The organism is Pseudomonas xanthosomatis (genome assembly GCF_019139835.1).
Lineage (GTDB): Bacteria > Pseudomonadota > Gammaproteobacteria > Pseudomonadales > Pseudomonadaceae > Aquipseudomonas > Aquipseudomonas fakonensis.
The window spans coordinates 3588951-3608656 of the sequence record NZ_CP077075.1 but is presented as its reverse complement, the minus strand read 5'-3'; the positions used below and the strand labels follow the sequence as shown (position 1 = coordinate 3608656).

Genomic DNA, 19706 nt, shown 5'->3' with positions numbered 1-19706 from the left:
TGCCATCAGCCCCTGCCCGTGCAGGCGATAGGTGCGGCCGGCGGCAGGCCGCCACGGCATTTGAGCACGCGCCACTGCGCCGGGCGCGCGTCGATGGCGATACGCAGGGCCGCTGGCGACGGGTTGTGCGCAGCCTGCTGCGGGCGGCAGGCGAAGGCCAGTGCCTCGCCGGTTTCGGCCGCCACCTGCAGGCGGCGCAGGGCGCGGTCGTCGGCCCGCTGTGGCCAGCACAGCACCGCCGAGCAACTGCCCGAGCGCAGGCATTGTTCGGCGGCCCACAAAGCGTCAGCCGCCTCGGCATCCACCTGGACCAGCCAGCGCAGGTCGACACCTGCCGCCTGCCATGCCGGCGCGTAGGGAATGAACGGCGGCGCCACCAGCACCACCCGTTCGCCCCCCGCAGTCAAACGTGCAAGCGTCGGCCACACCAGTTGCAACTCGCCACAGCCTGGGCTGGCCAGCAGCAGCTCACTGAGCGCCGCAGGCGGCCAGCCACCTTCGGGCAAGCGCTGGTCGAGCGTGGCATGGCCGCTGGGCTGCAGGCCGAGCGGGCGAGATTGCACCTGCCGCCCGCGCCAGACCTGGCGCTGGTCGAGCAGGCGATCGAGGCTGACGACAGCGCCCATCAGTCACGCCTCAGCAGGCCGCAGAACACGCCCTCGATGAAAAACTCATGCTCCGGGCCAATGTCGATGGGTTGGTAGTTGGGGTTGCGCGGCAGCAGGCGATAACCCTCGCGGGTACGCTGCAGGCGCTTGATGGTCACATCGCCGTCCAGCCGGGCCACCACGATCTGCCCGTCACGGGCATCGCCCTGCTGGCGAATACCCACCAGGTCGCCGTCGAAGATGCCGTCGTCGACCATCGAGTCGCCGCGCACCTTGAGCAGGTAGTCGGGAGTGCGGCGGAACAGGCTGGGGTCGAGCAGCAGTTGCTCGTGAATACCCAGGTCGGGGCCGATGGGCGCACCGGCAGCTACCTGGCCGAGTACCGGCAGTTCGAGGATTTCGGGGCGGCGCAGCGGTTCGGCGAGGCGAATGCCACGCGCCTGGTTGGGGGTGACGTCGATGTAGCCGGCCTGGCACAGGGCGGTGATGTGTTTGCGCGCCACGCTGCGCGAGGCAAAACCGAAGCGCCCGGCGATATCGGCCAGCGACGGCGGCTGGCCTTGCTCGGTGATGCGCTCGCGAATGAATTCGAGGATGGCGCGGCGTTTGGGGGTCAGGTTGTCCATGGAGCACATTTGTACTCTTTTTCTGAAACACTGAACAGCCCCCTTCATCGTCGTGTTTGGCTATGATGTTGCTGAATTGATTCTTCAACGCCAGGATGCCCGATGCTCACCGCCCTGCTGTTCGACCTCGACGGAACCCTTACCGACACCGACACCTTGCACCTGCAGGCCTTTCGCAAGCTGCTGCACGAGCATGACGGCCGTGAACTGACCCAGGCGCAGTTCAACAGCCAGATCAGCGGGCGCTCCAACGGCCTGTTGTTCGCCGAGCTGTTCCCTGCCGCCAGCGCCGCCCAGCGCCAGGCCCTGGCCGAACGCAAGGAGGCGTTGTTCCGTGAGCTGTCCCCCACCCTCGAGCCCTTGCCCGGCTTGCTGCGCCTGCTCAACCATGCACGCCTGCAGGCCATCGGCATGTGCGTGGTGACCAACGCGCCGCGGCTGAATGCCGAGCACATGCTGGGGGCCATGGGCCTGAACGAATGGTTCGACCATGTGCTGGTCAGCGACGAGCTGGCCCGGCCCAAGCCCGACCCGCTGCCTTACCTCACCGGGCTGCAGAAGCTGGGGGCCAAAGCCGCCCAGGCGCTGGCCTTCGAAGATTCCTTGCCGGGCGTGCAGGCGGCCAGTGGCGCTGGAATCTATACCGTGGGGCTTGCGACCACGCAAAGTGCCGAGCGCTTGCATGAGGCGGGGGCGCAGCTGGTGATCGAGGATTTTGACGATCCGCGGTTGTGGGCGTTGATTGGGGGGATGGAGGGGTAGGTTTTCGGAGTTGCCAAGGGCCTTTCCCGTTCAAGGTACTCTTATGGGCTGCAAGGGCTGTGGCGAACACCCGGCAGCCTTAATGCAACTCAAATCCAGCCTCTTGCCACCAACCACTCATCGCCAACCCACTCCCCCTGTCGATTCCGCCTTCCCCCACCCGACCACTAGCTGAACCCCTACCCGCGGAGTCCACCCCATGACCACGCCCAAGCACCCGCTCGTCCCCCGCGACCAATGGCTGACCGCCCGCCGCCAGCTCTGGCTGCACGAAAAAGCCTTCACCCACCAGCGCGACGAACTGGCCGCTGCACGCCGCGCCCTGCCCTGGGTGCGGGTTGAACAGAACTACCACTTTCACGGCCCTGACGGCGAACTGACCCTGGCAGAGCTTTTCGCCGGCCGTAGCCAGCTCTTGGTCTACCACTTCATGTTCGCCGACGGCTGGCAGGAGGGCTGCCCGGGCTGCTCGTTCCTGGCCGACCACTTCGACGGCGCCAACCTGCACCTGGCCCACCACGATGTATCCCTGGTGGCGGTATCACGGGCGCCCTTCGATGAGTTCCAGGCCTTCCGCCAGCGCATGGGCTGGCGCTTCCCTTGGTACTCGTCCCATGGCAGCCGCTTCAACGAAGACTTCGGCGTGAGCGTCGCCAGCGATGGCCGCAGCGAATACAACTACGAACCCTACGCAGGCGAGGAAAGCGAGCTGCCCGGCCTGAGCGCCTTCTACCGCGATAGCGACGGCGCCCTCTACCACACCTACTCCACCTACGCCCGCGGCCTGGACATTCTGGTCAACACTTACAACTTCCTCGACCTGGCTCCGCTGGGGCGTAACGAGGGCGGGACCATGGACTGGGTACGCCACCATGACCGCTACCAAGAGGCGGCCGCCAAACCGCACTGCTGCGGCGACTGAAGCGGCTCAGGCGTCCGGGTCGACCATCAGCGGCTCGCCGATGGCATAGAAGTGCCCGCCCGCCACATAGTGCAGGCTGCGCCAGTCGGGCCCGGCGTGTTCGTAGGCCCAGTGGCCGTCGCAAAATACGCGGTCGTCGGCCCAGGCGGCGACCACCTCGCCAATGAACAGGTCATAGGTTTGCTGGTTGTGCGGCTCATCGATCACCCGGCACATCAGCCAGGCCGAACAGCCGTTGACCAGTGGCGCATCAAAACCCTCCACCCGGGCCAGTTGCACACCGAGGCGCGCCAACTTGTCGGGCTGGTCGAACAGGCTGTGATGGCCCACCTGGTGAGTGAGCCTTGCCTGGGCGGCATTGGGTACCTGCAGCACGAACCAGCCGCTGCCCTCGACCAGTTGGCGGGTGCGGGCAATCTTGTCCAACACCACCGTGACCTTGGGCGGGTCGAAGTCCAGGGCGCAGGCCCAGGCGGCCGCCATCACGTTGTCGACCCCGGCATGGCTGGCCGACACCAGCACGGTCGGGCCGTGGTTGAGCAGACGATAAGCCTTGTTCAAGGGCACGGGCTGGAAGTGTTCGTTCATGGGTTACCTCGATACAGGCAGCGGCCTAGCCAGATTGGAAAAGATCAGCATTGTGCCGCAGCGCCAAGGCGTGCGGCCAGGCTGACCCGGGTCAAGGCAGCCAACAGGTCGGTTTAGGTAGTTTAGGAAGCTTCCTAGTACGCAACAGGATGCGTCCTACACCTTGCCGCTGGCGCGGCGCTTCATGATCGGACCTGGATGTCGTCCGGCCGCGCAAGCGGCCAGCCCCAACCCGACGAGGCCCCAGCATGCCCACCACTGCCCTGCGTACCACCTTGCACCAGTTGCTGGCCCACGATTTCAGCAACCCAGACAACAACCCCAACCTTTCAGGCGTGCGCTTTTTCTGCGCCACCGACGAACCCACCCGCGTGCTGATCGAGCAGGTCGAACTGCTGGCCAGCGAGGCCCTGTTCGATGCGACCGGGCGCGCCCTGCCCGAACGCATGCGCGCCGCCGCCATCGAAGGGGTCAGCATTCAGCAACGACACAAAGCCCCGGATGACGAAACCGTGATCCGCATTGCCCTGCCCGACAAAAGCTACATCACCGTGAGTACTGCCAGGCTGTAGTCTGACTTGGTGTGAGCGTTAGCCTTGTACTGCCTGTGCCGGCCTCATCGCCGGCAAGCCGGCTTCTACAGGTACAGCGCAGGCTTCAAGCCCGCGTGCCGCACTTGCGCCCACTGGCACAAACCTCGAAGCTTTGCAGCTCCCAGCCGCGCCGGACCCGCCCCATGGAACTGCACATCCGCCTCGAAGGCCGCAAAGGCCTCGCCGAGCAGCTTTACCAGCAACTGCGCGCCGGCATTGAAAGCGGCCATCTGGCGGCTGGCACCCAACTGCCCCCCACCCGCCTGCTGGCCGAGCAACTGGGTGTGTCACGCAAGACGGGGGCGGAGGCCTATTCACGCCTGACCTACGACAACCTGCTCAGCGGCAAGGTCGGCCGTGGCACGTTCATCGCCCCACGCCTGCCGGTGCGGCACAACGCCAACGAAAACGTCCCCCTGGCCGCCGCCGAATCCCTCGAGCGCTGGCACCAGCGCGCCACGGTACTGGGCCGCCGGGCACTGGATGCGCCCTCGCGCTAAGACTTCGTCGGCGGCGCCTCGAGCAAGGCGCAGTTCCCCTACGAGCACTGGCGTAGCTGCCTGCAATACGCGTTGCGCCGCAGCCAGCGCCACACCGACCGGCAGTTCTCCCCGCAGGGCCTGCCCGAACTGCGTGAAGCCATCGTCCATCACATTGCCTACGCCCGTGGCGTGCACTGCACCGGCGCCGATGTGCTGGTATGCAACGGCGCCCAACAGGCCCTGGACCTGATCGCCCGGGTATTGGTGGAACCTGGCAGCAAGGTAGCCATGGAAGACCCCGGCTACCCGCCGGCCCGCCAGTTGTTCCTGGCCCTGGGCGCCCAGTTGCAATCGGTGCCGGTGGATGGCCAGGGCCTGTGCGTTGAGCAGATCGCCGACGGCACCCGGCTGATCTATGTCACCCCTTCGCACCAGTTCCCGCTGGGCATGCCAATGAGCGAGGCTCGTCGCCAGGCATTGCTGGCCCGCGCCGCCGAGCTGGGCGCTCTGGTGATCGAGGACGACTACGACTGCGAGTTCCGCTACCAGGGGCCAGCCGCCGAGGCCTTGCAGCGCCTGGACCGACACGGCCTGGTGGCCTATGTCGGGACCTTCTCCAAGACTCTGTTGCCCGAACTGCGCCTGGGCTACGCGGTGCTGCCACCGGCGGTGATGCAGGCGGCTTGCGTGGCCAAGCACCTGACCGACTGGCACAGCCCGAGCCTGCAGCAGTGGGCGCTTGCCCGGTTCATCGGCGAAGGCCACCTGAACCGCCACATCCGCCGCTGCCACGAGGTCTACAGTGCTCGGCGCGAACGCATTCTGGCGCGCCTGGATGGCGACCTGGCGCCCTGGTTCAGCGCGGTACCGGCCAGTGCCGGCTTTCACTTGAGCGCCCTGGCCCGCCCGGGGCTGGACGTCGAGCAGTTGATCAACCTGGCGCGCAAGGTTGAGGTCGGCCTTTACTCGCTGGCACCGTTCTTCAGTGAAGCACCGCTGCAACCGGGCTTGCTGCTGGGCTTCGGCGCCATCGAGCTATTGGACATAGACCCGGCGCTGGACCGGGTCGCCGATACCTTGCAAAGCCTCAGCTGACAGGCGCCGGTTCGCGCTGTGGCCCTGGGCGGGCGATTGCTTGCCGATAACCACCCGGGGCAAAGCGCGCGGTCACCACCAGCATGGCCAGCACGGTGCAGGCCAGCAGCGTCCATGACGCCTGAAAGTCGCCACTGACATCCCGAAGCCAGCCGGTGATGTAGGGCACTATGCCGGTGACGATAAAGCCCACGCCCTGCACGAACGCCGCAAGGCTGCCCGCCTCGGCTGGCGTGCGCAGGTGCTCCAGGGTCAGCGTCAGGCTCATGCTGAAGCACGCTCCAAGGCCCAGGCCGATCATCGCCACCCACAGGCCCATGGCGCTGGCGGGGGCTAGCAGCAGGCCGCTAAAGCCGCCCAACTGGATCAGCAGCGCCAACCATAGCCCCGGCCGCCGGTCGGTCAGGCCACGCAACAACAGTGGCAGCCCCAACGCACCGGCCACCTGGAACACGGTCATCAGGCCCACCAGCTCACCACCACCCTGAGCCGTGCCGCCATGTTCCAGGTGGTAGGCCGGCAGCCAGGCCACCATGCTGGTGTAGCCGCCGTTTATCAGCCCGAAATACAACGCCAGCAACCATGCCCGGCGGTTGCCGAACCAGTGGCCACCGGCGCTACCAGCAAGGGTTGCCACCGGCTGGCGCGGCCGCAGGGCCATCCAGGCCAGCACGGCCAGCAGTGCGGGGGCGGCCCATACCCCAAGCCCCACCTGCCAATGCCCGAAGTGCGCGCTGATCGATGGCCCCAACAAAGCCGCCAGGCCGCCGCCGCTCATCAGCGCCGCCGAATAGATGCCCATGGCTGCCGGCAGCCGCCCCGGGAACCAGCGGTTGACCAGCCCCGGCATCATCCCCTGCACCACCGCCACCCCCAGCCCGGCCAGCACCGCACTGGCAATCAATGCCCAGGCGCTGCCCAGTTGCAGGCGCCACAGGCAAGCCAGGGCAATCGCAAAGAGCCCGGCGAGCATGCCGCCATGCTCGCTCAGCCAGCGCCGCAGCCAAGGTTGCAGCAACGGCACCAGCCCCATGCACAGCACCGGCAAGGCGGTCAGCAAGGCCGCTTGCTGGTAGCCCAGCCCGGTGCTCTGGCGCATGGGCTCGAGCAACGGCCCGATGCTGGTGAGGATCGGCCGCAGGTTCAGCGCCAGCAGCACCACCAGCAGCAGGTTCAGTGCCCCCCTCATGCCTGGCCAGCCTGCTTCCATTCGGCGTACAAACCCGCTTCACCGGCCGGCCTCAACGGGCGCAGCGGCAGGCTTTGCTGCTGCGGCAGGCGCGCCATCTGCGCGTAGACCGCCGCAGTGGACAACCCATAGGGCTCGCCTTCGGCGTTGTCGTAGGCAAACCAGGCCCGCTCGATACCGCACAGGTGCATGGCCGCCAGGCACATCGGGCACGGGTGGCCACTGGCGTAGATCTCGGCGCCGTCCAGTCGTGGGCGGCCCAATGCCTGGGCGGCCTTGCGAATGGCCTGCATCTCGGCGTGGCTGGTCGGGTCCTGGGTGCTGTGGATTTCGTTGACGGCGCGGGCGACTACCTGGCCCTGGTACACCAGCACCGCGCCGAAGGGCCGGCCACCGGCGTGAATATTGGCACGGGCGAGTTCAAGGGCTTCGCGCATGAATGGTTCGTGGGACATGGCTGAGATTCTCTGCAAAACACCCGGCCATTATCCCGCCAGCCCTGCCATGGCAGAAATGAAGAGATTGGATGCAACCCAGTGGCCACCTGAATACGCGTATTGGCCTCCTGGCAAAGCGCAGGATTGGCTATTCGGCTGGGGACCGCCTGGCGCTAAGGTAGTGCCACACGCTCAATTTCACAGTTTGAATTCGCCGGAGAAGCACCATGCACGAACGTATCGAATGGGCCAAGCACGCCCCGCAAGCGTACAAAGCCATGATCGGCCTGGAGCAGGCCTTGCTGGCCTCGGGCCTTGAGCACTCGCTGCTCGAACTGGTGCGCCTGCGTGCCTCGCAGATCAACGGCTGCGCCTACTGCGTCAACCTGCATGCCAACGATGCGCGTAAGGCCGGCGAAACCGAGGCCCGCCTGCAGACGCTGAGCGTCTGGCGCGAGACCCGCTACTTCACCCCGCGCGAGCGTGCGGCCCTGGCCTGGCTCGAAAGCCTTACCCGCCTGCCCGAGCGTGGCGCCCCGCAGCCTGAATACGAGGCATTGCTGGAGCACTTCGACGCCAAGGAAGTGGCCAACCTGACCCTGGCCATCGCCACCATCAATGCCTGGAACCGTTTTGGTGTGGGCTTTGCGATGGTGCCGGCTTAAGCACCATCCCTTTCAAGATGTTTGCGTGTAGGCTGACAGGCGCTGCAAGGGTTGCGGCAAGCACCTGTCAGCCCTGACCCAAACACCTTGAAAGGGATAGGCCTATGATCCAGTCGCCCCTAGACCTGTTCGGCCCCGAACCTCAGCAGTTGGCCCCCCATACGATGCTGCTGCCGGGCTTCGCCCTGGCCGAAGTCGAACCGCTGCTGGACGCCCTGCGCCCGGCACTCAAGGCGGCGCCGCTGCGGCACATGCGTACCCCTGGCGGCTTGCCGATGGCCGTGGCCCTGAGCAACTGCGGGGCGCTGGGCTGGGTCAGCGACGAGCATGGCTATCGCTACACCGCGCTCGACCCACAGAGCAACCAGCCCTGGCCGCCCATGCCCTTGCTGCTCCAGGCGCTGGCCAGCCGCGCGGCTGCGCTGGCCGGGTTCGAGGGGTTCGTGCCGGATGCCTGCCTGGTCAACCACTACCGGCCCGGCGATCGCCTGAGCCTGCATCAGGACCGCGATGAGCGGGACTTCAGCCAGCCCATCGTGTCGGTTTCGCTGGGGTTGCCTGCAGTGTTCCTGCTTGGCGGTTTGCAGCGCAGTGAACCTGCCCGGCGTATAGCGCTGAACCATGCTGATGTGCTGGTTTGGGGAGGTGAGGACAGGCTTCGGTTCCATGGGGTGCTGCCGATCAAGCCTGGCGTGCATGCACGTTTGGGGGAGCGGCGGATCAACCTTACCTTGCGCAAGGCGGGGTGATCTTTTCGTCCTCACCCCACAGAACAACAGCGCCACAAGCTATTTGCCGCTCCCGCAGCCCCGGCGCCGGCAAGCCGGGAATACCCTCAGAAATCACGTTTGTAGAAGATATCCAGCGAACTGGCCAACCCGCTGGCTGCCTCCAGGTATACCTTGCGGCTGAGCTTGTAGCGCAACGCAATGGTGTTGGCCGGCTCGAACACCCCCACTCCGTAACGCAAACTCAGGCGCTCGGTCAGGTTACCGCTGGCCACCACACTGGTGCTGTTACCCGAGCCCTGGGTATCGAGCTGGAAGTCATCGATACCCAGGTTCGACGCAAGGCTGCCAGTCAGCCCGGCACTACCGGCCAGGCCCAGCCCCAGGGCGGCTTCGGCCAGCATGTTGCTGTCTTCGCCCGAGGCCCCCAGCGGCCGCCCCATCACCAGGTACGACAACGCCTGCTCCTGGCTCATGGCTGGCTCCGAGAACACCTTGGTAGTGGGTTGCTCGGCGTTGCCGCTCAGGCGAATACCGGCAATCACATCGTCCACCTGGCGGATCGCCTCGATGTCCAGGTAGGGCTGGTCGATGGGCCCGGCGAACAGCAGGCGCGCACGGCGGATGGTCAGACGCTGGCCGTAGGCACGGTAACGGCCGTCGGCCAGGCTCAGCTCGCCACGGGTATCGAGGTTGTCGCCAATATGTACATGCCCGAGCAGGTTGGCCGTCAGGCCAAAGCCGCTGAACGACAGTTTCTCTCGCCCTACCTCGACATCGATGTCCATGGCCACCGCCATGGGCGGCTTGCCCTCCTCGGTCTGCTGGCCAACGATCACGGTGTCGTCAGACACCTTGACCGTCGAGGGTGGCAACTCGCGCACCACGATCTTGCCCTTGGGCACCAGTACCTTGCCGGTCACTGCCAGCCGGTCATCCAGCAAACGGATCACCAGGTCGGGCGCCACCTCCAGGGTGGCGTAGGGCTCGACGGTAACGGGTAACTGCTGCCCTTGCAGGCGCAGGTCCATTGCCAGTGCCTGGCCCCAGGTCAGGCTCCCGGCCAACTGCCCGCGGCCGGCGTCGCCGCTTCGCCAGTTACCTGCCAGTTGCACCCGTTCCCCGTCGATCTGCGCCTGAACGGCCAGTTGCTGCAGGCTCACCGGCAGTTCTGCACCACTGACCTCGCCGCCACTGAGGGCGAGGTTGCCGGTAACCTGGGGCGCCATCAGGCTGCCTGAAAGCCGCCCGCTGCCGTTGAGCTGGCCAGCCAGGCGCTCGACCATCGGCAGGAACGGCCGGGCGACGGACAGGTCCAGCCCGGCCAGGCGGAAATCACCCGACAACGGCTTGTTGCGGCCCAGCGGGTCCAGGCGGGTGTTCAAGGCCAGCTCGCCCAGGCGCTCGCCGCGAAAATCCAGGCGGGTATCGACCCGACGCGGCGCAAGCGTGCTGTCCAGGCGCAGCACCTGGTAAGGGAAGTCGACCCAGCGGCCGTTGTCACGCACGCGCAGCGTGCCGCCGCTGGCATCGACACGGATGCTGCCCTTGGGCCCGCTGGCCGGGATATCCAGGTTGACGTCGGCACTGAGCAGGCCCTGCCAGGCGAAATCCTTGGGCAACCACTGCGACAGGCTGTCCAGCGGGAACTGCTTGAGGTGATAGCGCAGCCGCGGCTCGGGGGCCAGGCGCTGGTCCTCGCCACACAGGCTGGCCTGTCCTGAGCGCCAGCAATGGGCGCCGAAGTCGAGCTGGCCGCTGGCCAGGCGCTGCAGCTTTGCCGGCGCCTGCAGCTGCCAGTCCTGGCCACCGGCCTGGACGCGCCCGCGGGCCAGGCGGCCACGCCAGTCACCTTTGCCCAGGGTGCCGTCCGCGGCCAGGTCGAGTTTCAACTGCGGGCCATTGAGTGCCAGAGTTGCCGCCTGCTGGCGGATATCACCCTGGCCCTGCACGCTGAGCTCACCCAGCGCGGTGTCGCCCAGGCGAATACCACTGGCGTCGAGCTTGAGCTGACCGCGCTGGGCGCTGTCCAGGCGTGCGTCCAAGGCCAGGCGCTGCACGCGGTTGTCAGCCTGGGCCAGTTGCTGGCCTTGCAAAGTCAACGTGCCCTGCGGCGCGGCAAGGGTGCCGGCCAGGTCCAGGCGGCCTTTGGCCTGGCCTCGCAGGCCCGGCCACAATTGGCCGAGGCGCGGCAGCTCGAGGTCGACGCGCCCGGCCAGGCGCTGCTGCAGGCTGGCGCTGCCATTGATGCGGTTGTCGCCCAGTTGCACGGCCAGGCTGCCCAGGGTCCAGTTCTCACCCGCACCGTCGGCATCCACCTTGAGCATCGCCGGCTGGCCGCGCAAGCGGCCTTTCAGGTCGAGCTGCGCCTTGAGCCGCAGCTGTTCGTTCTTCAATTCGCCCTGGCTGCGCAATGGCCCGGCCAGGGTGCCGGGTAGCTCGGCCAGCCAATAGGCCGGGTCCAGTGCCGACAGTTGCAGGTCGACATCCCAGGCCAGGGTGTCGGCAAAACGCAGAGCCACGCTGCCGGCGGCCTTGCCCTGCCCTGCGGTCAACGCCAGTTGCGGCAAGCGCACCTGGGTGAGGTCACCGTCGAACGGGCTGGCCAGCTTGAATGCACCGGCCGGGCCATCGAGATCACCGTCAAAGGTGCCGCTGTAACTACCATCGCGGTATTTGACCTGCGCGGCGAAGCGCTTGAGCACCACCTGCGGCGGCGTCTGCAAGGGGTACAGGCGCAGCCAGGGGAAGTCCAGCCAGTCGGCCGTGGCCTCGGCGCTCAGGCCCTGTTGCCAGTCGGCGCTGGCTTGCAGCTTCAGGCGCTGGGTGTCGCTGGCGGTCAGGTCCAGGGCGTCCAGGCGCGCGCCCTTGGCATCGACCTTGCCTGCCAGCTGCAGCGCGACCGGCCCTTGTTCGGCAGGCAGCGATGCGTTGCCAGTCAAGCGGTAGCCTGCGGCCAGGTCGCCTTGGGCGTCCAGTTGCAATTGATTCAGTTGCAGGGTATCCGGCAGGCTCGCCGCCGGCTTGAACGCCTCTGCACGGATGCTCAGCTTGGCCGGCAGGTGCTCGGCAAGGGCCTGTACTTCACCGTTGAGCCGCGCCGCCAGGTAACCGCTGCTGGTGGCATCCAGCACGAGGGTCTTCTGCAGCTCGCCCTCGAGAGCCAACGCCAGTTGCCAGGGCTGGCCGTCCACTTCAGGCAGTTGCAGGGTTCCTTTCAGCTGCAATGGCCAGTCACCCCGGGGTTGCAGCTCGCCCTGCAGGCTCAGTTGCAGATCGTCCCGGCGCAGTTGCAGGTTGTCCACCTGCAGGCCGGACGCCGTCCAGTGCGCCGCCAGTTGCAGGTCGCCCAGCAGGTCGCTGCCGTCCAGGCGAAATTGCCCGACCTTGACCTCGCCCAACTCGATGGCCAACGGCAGTTCGATGGCCGGCAGGCTGAACGGGGCGTCATCTGCTGGCTGCTCGCCGGGGGCGAAAGCCATGTCGATGCGGGTGGCCTGCAACCGCTCGATGCACAAGGCGCCACGCAGCAGGCAGGCAGGTGACCAGCTTAGTTGCGGCGCCTCGAGCGCCACCTGGTCTTCTGCGCTTTGCCAGCGTAACTGGCTGGCTTGCCAACTGCTGCCCAGGCGCCCACTGAAGTCGCTCACTTCAAGCCCGGGCACCAGCCCCAGAGCCCAGCGACTGCCCGCCTGGCTACCCAATACCCAGGCCAAGGCCAGGGCGATGAACACCAGCAGCACGCCCAGGCCAAGCAGGGTCGATTTGAACACACGCATCACAGCTCGGGCCCCATGGAGAAGTGCAAACGAAAACCGCCGTCATCGTCCAGTGCCCGGGCCAGGTCCAGACGCAGCGGCCCCACCGGCGAAACCCAGCGCACGCCGATACCGACGCCGGTCTTGAGGCTGGGCAGTTCCAGCGAGTTGAACGAGTTGCCTTGGTCGATGAAGGTCGCCACGCGCCACTTTTCGGCAACCGAGTACTGGTACTCGGCGCTGCCGGCCACGAGGTAGCGGCCGCCGATCTTGTCGCCCTGGTTGTTTTCCGGTGACAGCGACTGGTAGTCGTAACCGCGCACGCTCTGGTCGCCACCGGCAAAGAAGCGCAGCGACGGCGGGATGTTCTGCTGGTAGCCATTGGTGGCGCTGCCGCCGAACTGCACCCGGCCCAGCAGGCGGTGACGCTCGCCCAGGGTGGTCAGGCCTTTGAGCAGTACATTGCCATGGATCAGGTTGGTGTCCGAGCCCAGGCCCTCCTTTGCGGCCTGCAGGTCGAACTGCAGGCGGTAGCCATGGTGCGGGTCGATGCGGTTGTCGCTGCGCAGGTAGCTGAAGCTGACCCCCGGCATCAGCAGGTTGCTCAGGCCCGAGTCATCGCCCAGGCGGTACTCCTCGCGCTGGTACTTGAGCGAGATCACCCGCTGCCAGCCACTGGGTAACTTGCTGTGCCATTCGGGGCCCACGGTGAGCAGCTTGCTCACGGTATCAGTGCCGGCGATGTCCTCGTTCTGGTAGCCACCGGCAAAACGCAGCTTGTCGGTGAGCGGTGGGTCCAGCGGGATGTCGTACCACAGGCCGACGTTCTGCCGCGGCGCTGACAGCTCGGTTTCCCAGCCATAACTGTGGCCCTGGGCGTTCACCCAGTGGCGGGTCCAATTGGCCTTGGCCCGCGGCCCCACGTCGGTGGAAAAACCCAGACCCAGGCCCATGGTGCGCGGCTTGCGGGTGTCCAGCTGGACCTCGACCGGAATCACCTGCGCCACCGCGGCGGTAGGCGCGGCGTCCACGCGCACACCTTCGAAATAGCCGCTGGACTGCAAGTCGTTGTTCAGCTCGGCGATCAGCTCCGAGTCGTAGGGGGTGCCTGGTTTGAACTGCACCATGCGTTGCAGCAGGTCGTCGTCCAGGGGTGTGTCGCCAGCGAACTTGACCGCGCCCAGGGTGTAGCGCGGGCCGCTCTGGTAGACCAGTTCGATATCGGCGACACCGGCACGCGGGTCAACCGCCAGGCGCTGGCGCTCGAAACGCCCGCTGAAGAAGCCATAGCGCGAGGCCTGGTTCTGGATCAGCCGCTTGGCATCTTCGTAGTGGCCGTGGTTGAGCGGCTCGCCAGGGCGTAGCGCGCGGCTGTCGGGAATGCGGAAGGCCTTGAGTTCGCTGGCCGGCCCGTCGATGCGCACGGTGACGTTGCGCAGGCGCACCGGCTCACCGGGCTCGACCCGAATCACCAGTTGCGGCGCCTTGCCCGCCTCGGCCGGCGGGTTTACCTGGGTTTCGATCTGCGCCTGGTAGTAGCCCAGCGCCTGCGCAGCCTTGCGCGCCTGCTCCTCGGCGCCACGACTGAAGCGCAGCAAGGCGTCCTCGTCGCGCTCGCCAAGGCTGCCGATGTAGTTTTCGATATTGCCCTTGAGTGCCTTGTTGGCGGGTTTTACCCGCACCAGCAGTTCGCTCTGGGCCCATGTCATGGAGCTGGCGGCCAGTAACAGCAGGCCCCAGCCAAGTCGTCCTTTGTACGTCATGCCGCGCATGCTACCAGAGCGAAGCGGCCCAGGGGGCCGTCGGAACCTTCGGTCACACTGTTGTCACCTTGGATGACAAAGGGTTGGGATGAAAGAAGACACGCTCCCGCACAGGCCCTATGGCCACTTCGCCGATTTCTTCGTAGCCCTGGCGCTGGTAGAACGCCAGGTAGTGCTCGTTGCCGGTGTCCAGCACCACGCCTTGGGTATCCGGGCTGTCGGCGCACCAGTCGTGCACCGCCTGCAACAGCTGTTCGCCATGGTGACGGCCCTGGAACTGCGGGTGCACCGCCAGAAACGGCAATAGATGCACCTTTTCGCTGGGCAGGCAGCCGGCAACTGCCGCCTGGTAGTCCAGGTAGCGCCGGGTGCAGCGCAAGCCGGTGCCGAGGATCATGCGCAGGCGCCAGGCCCAGCTGTCGGCCACCCCCAGGCGGCGCAGCGGCGGCGCAATCAGAGCCACGCCCACCAGACGGTCCTCCACCAGCAAGCCGATGGCGGGCAGCTGCAGATAGAAATGCTGGCGCAGCCACTCGCGGATCACTACTCGCAGGCGCCGCTCATAGCCCGGGCGCTGGGCATCGAACAGCCAGGCGTAGGTCGGCTCATGACGGTAGGCGTGGTAGAGCAGCGAACGCGCTTCTCGGGCGTAGCCCTCGTCGAGCTGGCAGATACGGGCCGGGGCGTCGGGCATGGCAGGCAGTCCTCCTGGAATGGGCATACAGGGCCTTGGAGGTTTCGCACCGCGTATCGTTCACCTCCTCCAGCACGTTAGCAGCGCCCTCCCTGGCCTGCCATGCTGGCCGCGACGGCCGATGTCGGCTAGCATCCGTGGCTTTTACCAGGAATGCCTTTGCATGAAAGTCGTCTCTTTCAACATCAACGGCCTGCGCGCACGCCCGCATCAGTTGGCGGCGCTGATCGACAAGCACCAGCCAGACGTGATCGGCCTGCAGGAAACCAAGGTCAGCGACGACCAGTTCCCTCTCGCCGATGTTCAGGCGCTGGGCTACCACGTGCACTACCACGGCCAGAAGGGCCACTACGGCGTGGCTCTGCTGTCGCGTCAGGCGCCGCTGGAGATTCACAAGGGGTTCAGCACCGATGAAGAAGATGCCCAGCGGCGCTTCATCTGGGGCACCTTCGCCGACGCCAACGGCACGCCCATTACCGTGATGAACGGTTACTTCCCACAAGGCGAAAGCCGCGACCACCCCACCAAGTTCCCGGCCAAGCAGCGCTTTTACGCCGACCTGCAGGCCCTGCTGGAAAGCCAATTCAAGAATGACCAGCCTTTGCTGGTGATGGGCGATGTGAACATCTCGCCGCAAGATTGCGACATCGGCATTGGCGCCGACAACGCCAAGCGCTGGTTGAAGACCGGCAAGTGCAGCTTTTTGCCCGAAGAGCGCGAATGGATGGAACGCCTCAAGGGCTGGGGCCTGGTGGACAGCTTCCGCCACCTGCACCCGGAAGTGGCTGACCGCTTCAGCTGGTTCGACTACCGCAGCCGGGGCTTTGAGGACGAGCCCAAGCGCGGCCTGCGCATCGACCTGATCATGGCCTCGCAAGGGCTGCTGCCACGGGTCAAGGCCGCTGGCGTGGACTACGAGCTGCGCGGCATGGAAAAACCTTCGGACCACGCACCGATCTGGCTGGAGCTAAGCTGAACAGGGAACTCATGGGCCAGCATGCAGCTCCAACCATCATGCAGTAGTTCCCTTGGGCATTACCCTACCGGAGGTCACACCATGCGCCACTTACTGCTCGTTCCGTCGTTACTGCTCCTGCTCCCTGCCGGTGCCGCGCTGGCTCGCGTCGATGCCGGTGACGTCGCCACGTCGGCAGGTGTTTCCGCCTCGCTGTATTCGACCTTCAAGGACGACAAACGGATCATCCCTGCCCGTGACGAGCTGAGTGCCTTCGTTGCCAGTGGTGGCGCCATCCGCGGTGCTTACCTTGAGTCGGCGCTGGAACAGGCGCGCCAGGCCAACCCTGGCATGCAGGTGAGCGACGAGGAGCTGGCCAGGGCGCTGCTGTCGCAGGACGACGCGGTGGCAGGCCACTGATACCAAGGCGTCAACCCGTCGTTCCTTGAGTGTGCTGCGCAAGGGTTTGCCACTAGGTTTGCAAAAACCTCAGGTAAACCCAACCACAGCATGCTCAAGGAACCATCAGCATGACCTCACGCGTCAATTCGTTACACCGCTCACTGCACAGCGGCACCCCCACGGTGTCGATCAATGACAACCGCGGCCTGGCCATTCGGCAAGTCCGTTACCATCGCCACCCCGACACCCCCACCGTTACCGACCCACGTATCACCCGCCATCAGTTCGACCCCCGCGGCCAGCTGGTATGCAGCATCGACCCGCGCCTGCATGAACGCCAGCAAACGCAGCCGGGCATCGCGCCGAACTTCACCTACCACCCAAGCCTTGCCGGGCAGGTACTGCGCACCGACAGCGTGGATGCCGGCACCACCTATACCCTCGACGATATCAATGGCCGGCCGCTATCGAAGGTCGGTGCCAGCGGCGTGCTGCGCCGCTGGCTCTATGAACAGGCACCGCTCGCCGGGCGCTTGACCGCTCAGGAACAACAGCCCCCGGGCGCAACCGCGCAAGTCACCGAGCGCTTGCTGTACGGCGACAACAGCGCTGCCGCCAGGGGGCGTAACCTGGCTGGGGTATGCACCAGCCATTTCGATACTGCCGGCCTTGCTGAAACCCTCAGCATCGGGCTTGCCGGCGCGGTGCTGGAACAAGGCCGAACCTTGCTTCAGCCTGGCCGCGAAGCGCACTGGCAGGGCGATGACATCAGCGCCTGGCAAGCCCAGTTGGCAGCGCCTCGTTTCACCACCCAGAGCCTGACAGACGCCACCGGCGCACTGATTCTGCAGCGCGATGCCCTGGGCCATGCGCAGCGCATGGCCTACGACCTGGCCGGGCGTCTGTGCGGCAGCTGGCTTACCCTCAAGAACGGCGTGGAGCAGGTGATCCTGCAATCGGCCACCTACAGTGCAAGCGGGCAGGCCCTGCGCGAGCAGCAGGGTAATGGCGTGGTCACCACCTACAGCTACGACCCGCGCACCACTCGCCTGGCGCGTATCCATGTGCAGCGCCCCGCCGGGCACGCCAGCGGCGCCCGCGTGCTGCAGGACCTGCACTACCGCTACGACCCGGTGGGCAACGTGCTCGGCGTGCACAACGATGCCGAGGCGACGCGCTTCTGGCGCAACCGCAAGGTGGTGCCCGAAAACCTCTATGTCTACGACAGCCTTTACCAGCTGGTGGCTGCCAGTGGCCGCGAAATGGCCGCCCTCGCCAACGGCATCGGCAAACGCCCACCCGCCCTGCAACTCCCCGCCAACGACAACAGTCTCACGCCCTATGCCCGCACCTACCATTACGACCGCGCCGACAACCTGACGCGCATCGTCCATGCTGCCACCGCCTCGGGTGCCAGCCACAGCGTGACCATGACCGTCTCGCAACGCAGCAACCGCGCCGTACCGGCCAACCTGACTGAAGACCCGGACGCGGTCGATGGCTTCTTCGATGCCGCCGGCAACTTGAGGCAACTGCAACCGGGCCAAGCCCTGGCCTGGACGCCCCGCGACGAGCTGCAGCAGGTAACTCTGGTATCGCGCAGCGCACCAGATGACGACCACGAACGCTACCGTTACGACGCCGGCGGCCAGCGCGTCGAGAAAGCCGCCCGGCGCCTGGCTGCTAACAGCACGCTGCACCAGCAGGTGGTGTACCTGCCAGGCCTGGAGGTGCGCACCTGGCTCAATGACAAAACCGTACAGCAAGCCCTGCATGTGGTGAGCTTCGCCGCAGCAGGGCGAGCCCAGGTGCGCGTGCTGTACTGGGAATCAGGGCTGCCTGAGGGCCTCGATAACGGCGCGCCACGCTACAACTACGGCGACTTGATCGACAGCAGCGGCCTGGAGCTGGACGCACAGGGGCAGGTCATCAGCCAGGAGGAGTACTACCCCTTTGGCGGCACTTCGGTGTGGCAGGCTCGCAGCCAGGTGGAGGCTGCGTTCAAGACCGTGCGCTACGCCGGCAAGGAACAGGACGCCACAGGCCTTTACTACTACGGCCATCGCTACTACCAACCCTGGAGCGGACGCTGGCTTAACGCCGACCCGGCAGGAACTCTGGACGGCCTGAATCTCTACCGGATGGTGCACAACAACCCGGTGACGCTCAGCGACGCCACAGGGCTCGAGAAGCAAAACCAATACGACCGTGATTATCGCCTGGCAAAGAAGGCAACAAAGGTCATGCACAAGGTAGGCGAATCAGTCACAGAGTTCGTCATGCAAAGGGATAAGGTAATACGCAAGGCGGTGAAGGAAAGGCTCGCCAAGGAAGGAATGGTCATGGCAGTAGGCACCGTTGCTGGCATTGGGGGAGCAGAAGCAGGAGCAATGGTAGGAGGAGCTGTCGGTACGGTGGTCACACCGGTCGTAGGCACGATAGTCGGAGGGTTCATTGGTGCAGCTGTCGGTTACCTCACTGGGGTGGCGATTGGCTCAGGAGCCGCTTCAGTAGCCAGTGGTTTGATACCGGACAGCAAGTTCATGCCCGATACCGACATCAGAACCCAAACAATCGCAGAGGCGAGACGAAAACGGGATAAAACCAAAGATTTCGTAAAGGCTCAATTCGGCGCAGACAATACCGCGTCAGCGACATTCGACACGGTGGCGACTGAAGGGGTCAACCTGAGCCTTAACCTCATATTCTCAGTCAGCAATCCAGTCCCGCCCCCCATTACGGCCATGAGCAATCTCGTTGAGGACATGCGCGATGCAAAACTCATTGAGAACGACGAAGTCATTACGCAGCTGGGCATCGCCATCCAGGACATGCGGCAGATGCTTCAGGGGCTGGATAATGATGTCAATGGAGGTTTCAACACGTCCAGCGCGATCCCGGACGGCCAAGGCAATACCGCCCTCAATGGCGCTTCTGGCAAACAAAAAAACAAATCACGGCAGCACTTCAACGAACAAAACGCCAAAGCTTGGGACAAACTCAAGTCGTTACACACCCTGCATCTATATCTCGCCAAGCAAAGCTCGGTAGCCGCCAAACAAAAGGCAGCCTAACCGTACTACCGCTCGTCAAAAACGATCGGGGCCGCCATGCGGCCCCGACAGTGATGCCCAAGCGCTAACTGACTGGCATTAGAATTTGTACGAAAAGTTATGTGGGCGGGTTTGCCCTCGCAGAAAGCACCGCACGGCGTGGCACGGGCTCCGCCCGTGCTCGCGGGCAAGCCCGCTCCCACAGGGATCGCGCCAGATATTAGAAATTGAGCAAGACAGGTGCTCGCACAATGTTGGATGACCATACTTTTCGTACAAAGCCTAGTTCAAACATGATCGCCTCTTTCTGAACGCACTGCCGGCCAGCGCCTTGCTTGCTACAGCAGGCCGTCGCCAGCAGACAGGTCACTGCAACCGGACGGCGG

16 protein-coding genes and 1 pseudogene are annotated in these 19706 nt (G+C 65.5%); 9 read left to right on the top strand and 8 right to left on the bottom strand.

Annotated features, from left to right (window positions below):
* Nucleotides 1–5: 5 nt before the first annotated feature.
* Nucleotides 6–626: a translesion DNA synthesis-associated protein ImuA gene (gene imuA, locus KSS93_RS16135; RefSeq protein WP_217884986.1), complete on the bottom strand. Its 621-nt coding sequence runs from the start codon at nt 624–626 to the stop codon at nt 6–8.
* Nucleotides 626–1234 carry a transcriptional repressor LexA gene (gene lexA / locus KSS93_RS16130; RefSeq protein WP_496198604.1) on the bottom strand — a complete coding sequence of 203 codons (609 nt, stop codon included), beginning with the start codon at nt 1232–1234 and terminating at the stop codon, nt 626–628. The genes imuA and lexA overlap by 1 nt, the downstream gene beginning before the upstream one ends.
* Before the next feature lie 102 nt (nt 1235–1336).
* Here lexA and KSS93_RS16125 point away from each other — a divergent pair, with 102 nt between their 5' ends.
* The gene (locus tag KSS93_RS16125) at nt 1337–1996 is read left to right on the top strand and encodes an HAD family hydrolase (protein WP_217884984.1); all 660 of its coding nucleotides are present in this window, start codon (nt 1337–1339) and stop codon (nt 1994–1996) included.
* A gap of 199 nt (nt 1997–2195) precedes the next feature.
* Complete coding sequence (locus tag KSS93_RS16120; protein WP_217884983.1) at nt 2196–2918, top strand: DUF899 domain-containing protein; 723 nt, start codon at nt 2196–2198, stop codon at nt 2916–2918.
* A 6-nt stretch (nt 2919–2924) separates the two neighbouring features.
* Here the strand turns inward: KSS93_RS16120 and KSS93_RS16115 are convergent, their stop codons facing one another.
* Entirely contained in the window at nt 2925–3506 is a 582-nt protein-coding gene (locus KSS93_RS16115) for a flavin reductase family protein (RefSeq protein WP_217884982.1), read from the bottom strand.
* Between the two features lie 248 nt (nt 3507–3754).
* On the opposite strand from KSS93_RS16115, the gene KSS93_RS16110 reads away from it, so the two are divergent.
* Both KSS93_RS16110 and pdxR read left to right on the top strand, forming a co-directional pair.
* Entirely contained in the window at nt 3755–4078 is a 324-nt protein-coding gene (locus KSS93_RS16110; RefSeq protein WP_217884981.1) for a hypothetical protein, read from the top strand.
* Between the two features lie 164 nt (nt 4079–4242).
* A pseudogene (gene pdxR, locus KSS93_RS16105) lies at nt 4243–5676 on the top strand (MocR-like pyridoxine biosynthesis transcription factor PdxR).
* On the opposite strand, the gene KSS93_RS16100 reads toward pdxR, so the two are convergent.
* Complete coding sequence (locus KSS93_RS16100; RefSeq protein WP_217884980.1) at nt 5669–6865, bottom strand: CynX/NimT family MFS transporter; 1197 nt, start codon at nt 6863–6865, stop codon at nt 5669–5671. The pseudogene pdxR and the gene KSS93_RS16100 overlap by 8 nt on opposite strands.
* Nucleotides 6862–7320, bottom strand: coding sequence for a nucleoside deaminase (locus KSS93_RS16095; RefSeq protein WP_217884979.1), 459 nt, complete (start codon nt 7318–7320; stop codon nt 6862–6864). Before KSS93_RS16095 ends, KSS93_RS16100 begins: the two co-directional genes overlap by 4 nt.
* Nucleotides 7321–7529: 209 nt before the next feature.
* On the opposite strand from KSS93_RS16095, the gene KSS93_RS16090 reads away from it, so the two are divergent.
* Both KSS93_RS16090 and alkB read left to right on the top strand, forming a co-directional pair.
* Nucleotides 7530–7967 carry a carboxymuconolactone decarboxylase family protein gene (locus tag KSS93_RS16090; RefSeq protein WP_217884978.1) on the top strand — a complete coding sequence of 146 codons (438 nt, stop codon included), beginning with the start codon at nt 7530–7532 and terminating at the stop codon, nt 7965–7967.
* Between the two features lie 104 nt (nt 7968–8071).
* A complete protein-coding gene (gene alkB, locus KSS93_RS16085) occupies nt 8072–8716 on the top strand; it encodes a DNA oxidative demethylase AlkB (RefSeq protein ID WP_217884977.1) in 645 nt (214 codons plus the stop codon).
* A gap of 86 nt (nt 8717–8802) precedes the next feature.
* Here the strand turns inward: alkB and KSS93_RS16080 are convergent, their stop codons facing one another.
* The 3 genes from KSS93_RS16080 to KSS93_RS16070 are packed head-to-tail and all read right to left on the bottom strand — an operon-like array spanning nt 8803 to nt 14910.
* The gene (locus KSS93_RS16080; RefSeq protein ID WP_437182048.1) at nt 8803–12477 is read right to left on the bottom strand and encodes a translocation/assembly module TamB domain-containing protein; all 3675 of its coding nucleotides are present in this window, start codon (nt 12475–12477) and stop codon (nt 8803–8805) included.
* Nucleotides 12474–14216: an autotransporter assembly complex protein TamA gene (locus KSS93_RS16075; protein WP_217884975.1), complete on the bottom strand. Its 1743-nt coding sequence runs from the start codon at nt 14214–14216 to the stop codon at nt 12474–12476. The genes KSS93_RS16080 and KSS93_RS16075 overlap by 4 nt, the downstream gene beginning before the upstream one ends.
* A 52-nt stretch (nt 14217–14268) precedes the next feature.
* The gene (locus tag KSS93_RS16070; RefSeq protein WP_217884974.1) at nt 14269–14910 is read right to left on the bottom strand and encodes a GNAT family N-acetyltransferase; all 642 of its coding nucleotides are present in this window, start codon (nt 14908–14910) and stop codon (nt 14269–14271) included.
* A 163-nt stretch (nt 14911–15073) separates the two neighbouring features.
* On the opposite strand from KSS93_RS16070, the gene xthA reads away from it, so the two are divergent.
* The 3 genes from xthA to KSS93_RS16055 all read left to right on the top strand — a co-directional run bounded on the left by xthA (nt 15074) and on the right by KSS93_RS16055 (nt 19341).
* Nucleotides 15074–15886 carry an exodeoxyribonuclease III gene (xthA, locus tag KSS93_RS16065; protein ID WP_217884973.1) on the top strand — a complete coding sequence of 271 codons (813 nt, stop codon included), beginning with the start codon at nt 15074–15076 and terminating at the stop codon, nt 15884–15886.
* A gap of 81 nt (nt 15887–15967) precedes the next feature.
* Nucleotides 15968–16285 (top strand): DUF2388 domain-containing protein, encoded by a 318-nt coding sequence (locus KSS93_RS16060; RefSeq protein ID WP_217884972.1) that lies wholly within the window; start codon nt 15968–15970, stop codon nt 16283–16285.
* Between the two features lie 110 nt (nt 16286–16395).
* Nucleotides 16396–19341 (top strand): RHS repeat-associated core domain-containing protein, encoded by a 2946-nt coding sequence (locus KSS93_RS16055; RefSeq protein ID WP_217884971.1) that lies wholly within the window; start codon nt 16396–16398, stop codon nt 19339–19341.
* Nucleotides 19342–19706: the final 365 nt, after the last annotated feature.

Coding starts and splice junctions, on each gene's coding strand:
- KSS93_RS16055 (WP_217884971.1), top strand. CDS start 16,396: ATGACCTCACGCGTCAATTCGTTACACCGCTCACTGCACAGCGGCACC.
- xthA (WP_217884973.1), top strand. CDS start 15,074: ATGAAAGTCGTCTCTTTCAACATCAACGGCCTGCGCGCACGCCCGCAT.
- KSS93_RS16095 (WP_217884979.1), bottom strand. CDS start 7,320: ATGTCCCACGAACCATTCATGCGCGAAGCCCTTGAACTCGCCCGTGCC.
- imuA (WP_217884986.1), bottom strand. CDS start 626: ATGGGCGCTGTCGTCAGCCTCGATCGCCTGCTCGACCAGCGCCAGGTC.
- KSS93_RS16120 (WP_217884983.1), top strand. CDS start 2,196: ATGACCACGCCCAAGCACCCGCTCGTCCCCCGCGACCAATGGCTGACC.
- KSS93_RS16110 (WP_217884981.1), top strand. CDS start 3,755: ATGCCCACCACTGCCCTGCGTACCACCTTGCACCAGTTGCTGGCCCAC.
- KSS93_RS16060 (WP_217884972.1), top strand. CDS start 15,968: ATGCGCCACTTACTGCTCGTTCCGTCGTTACTGCTCCTGCTCCCTGCC.
- KSS93_RS16070 (WP_217884974.1), bottom strand. CDS start 14,910: ATGCCCGACGCCCCGGCCCGTATCTGCCAGCTCGACGAGGGCTACGCC.
- KSS93_RS16115 (WP_217884982.1), bottom strand. CDS start 3,506: ATGAACGAACACTTCCAGCCCGTGCCCTTGAACAAGGCTTATCGTCTG.
- alkB (WP_217884977.1), top strand. CDS start 8,072: ATGATCCAGTCGCCCCTAGACCTGTTCGGCCCCGAACCTCAGCAGTTG.
- KSS93_RS16100 (WP_217884980.1), bottom strand. CDS start 6,865: ATGAGGGGGGCACTGAACCTGCTGCTGGTGGTGCTGCTGGCGCTGAAC.
- KSS93_RS16125 (WP_217884984.1), top strand. CDS start 1,337: ATGCTCACCGCCCTGCTGTTCGACCTCGACGGAACCCTTACCGACACC.
- KSS93_RS16075 (WP_217884975.1), bottom strand. CDS start 14,216: ATGACGTACAAAGGACGACTTGGCTGGGGCCTGCTGTTACTGGCCGCC.
- KSS93_RS16090 (WP_217884978.1), top strand. CDS start 7,530: ATGCACGAACGTATCGAATGGGCCAAGCACGCCCCGCAAGCGTACAAA.
- lexA (WP_496198604.1), bottom strand. CDS start 1,234: ATGGACAACCTGACCCCCAAACGCCGCGCCATCCTCGAATTCATTCGC.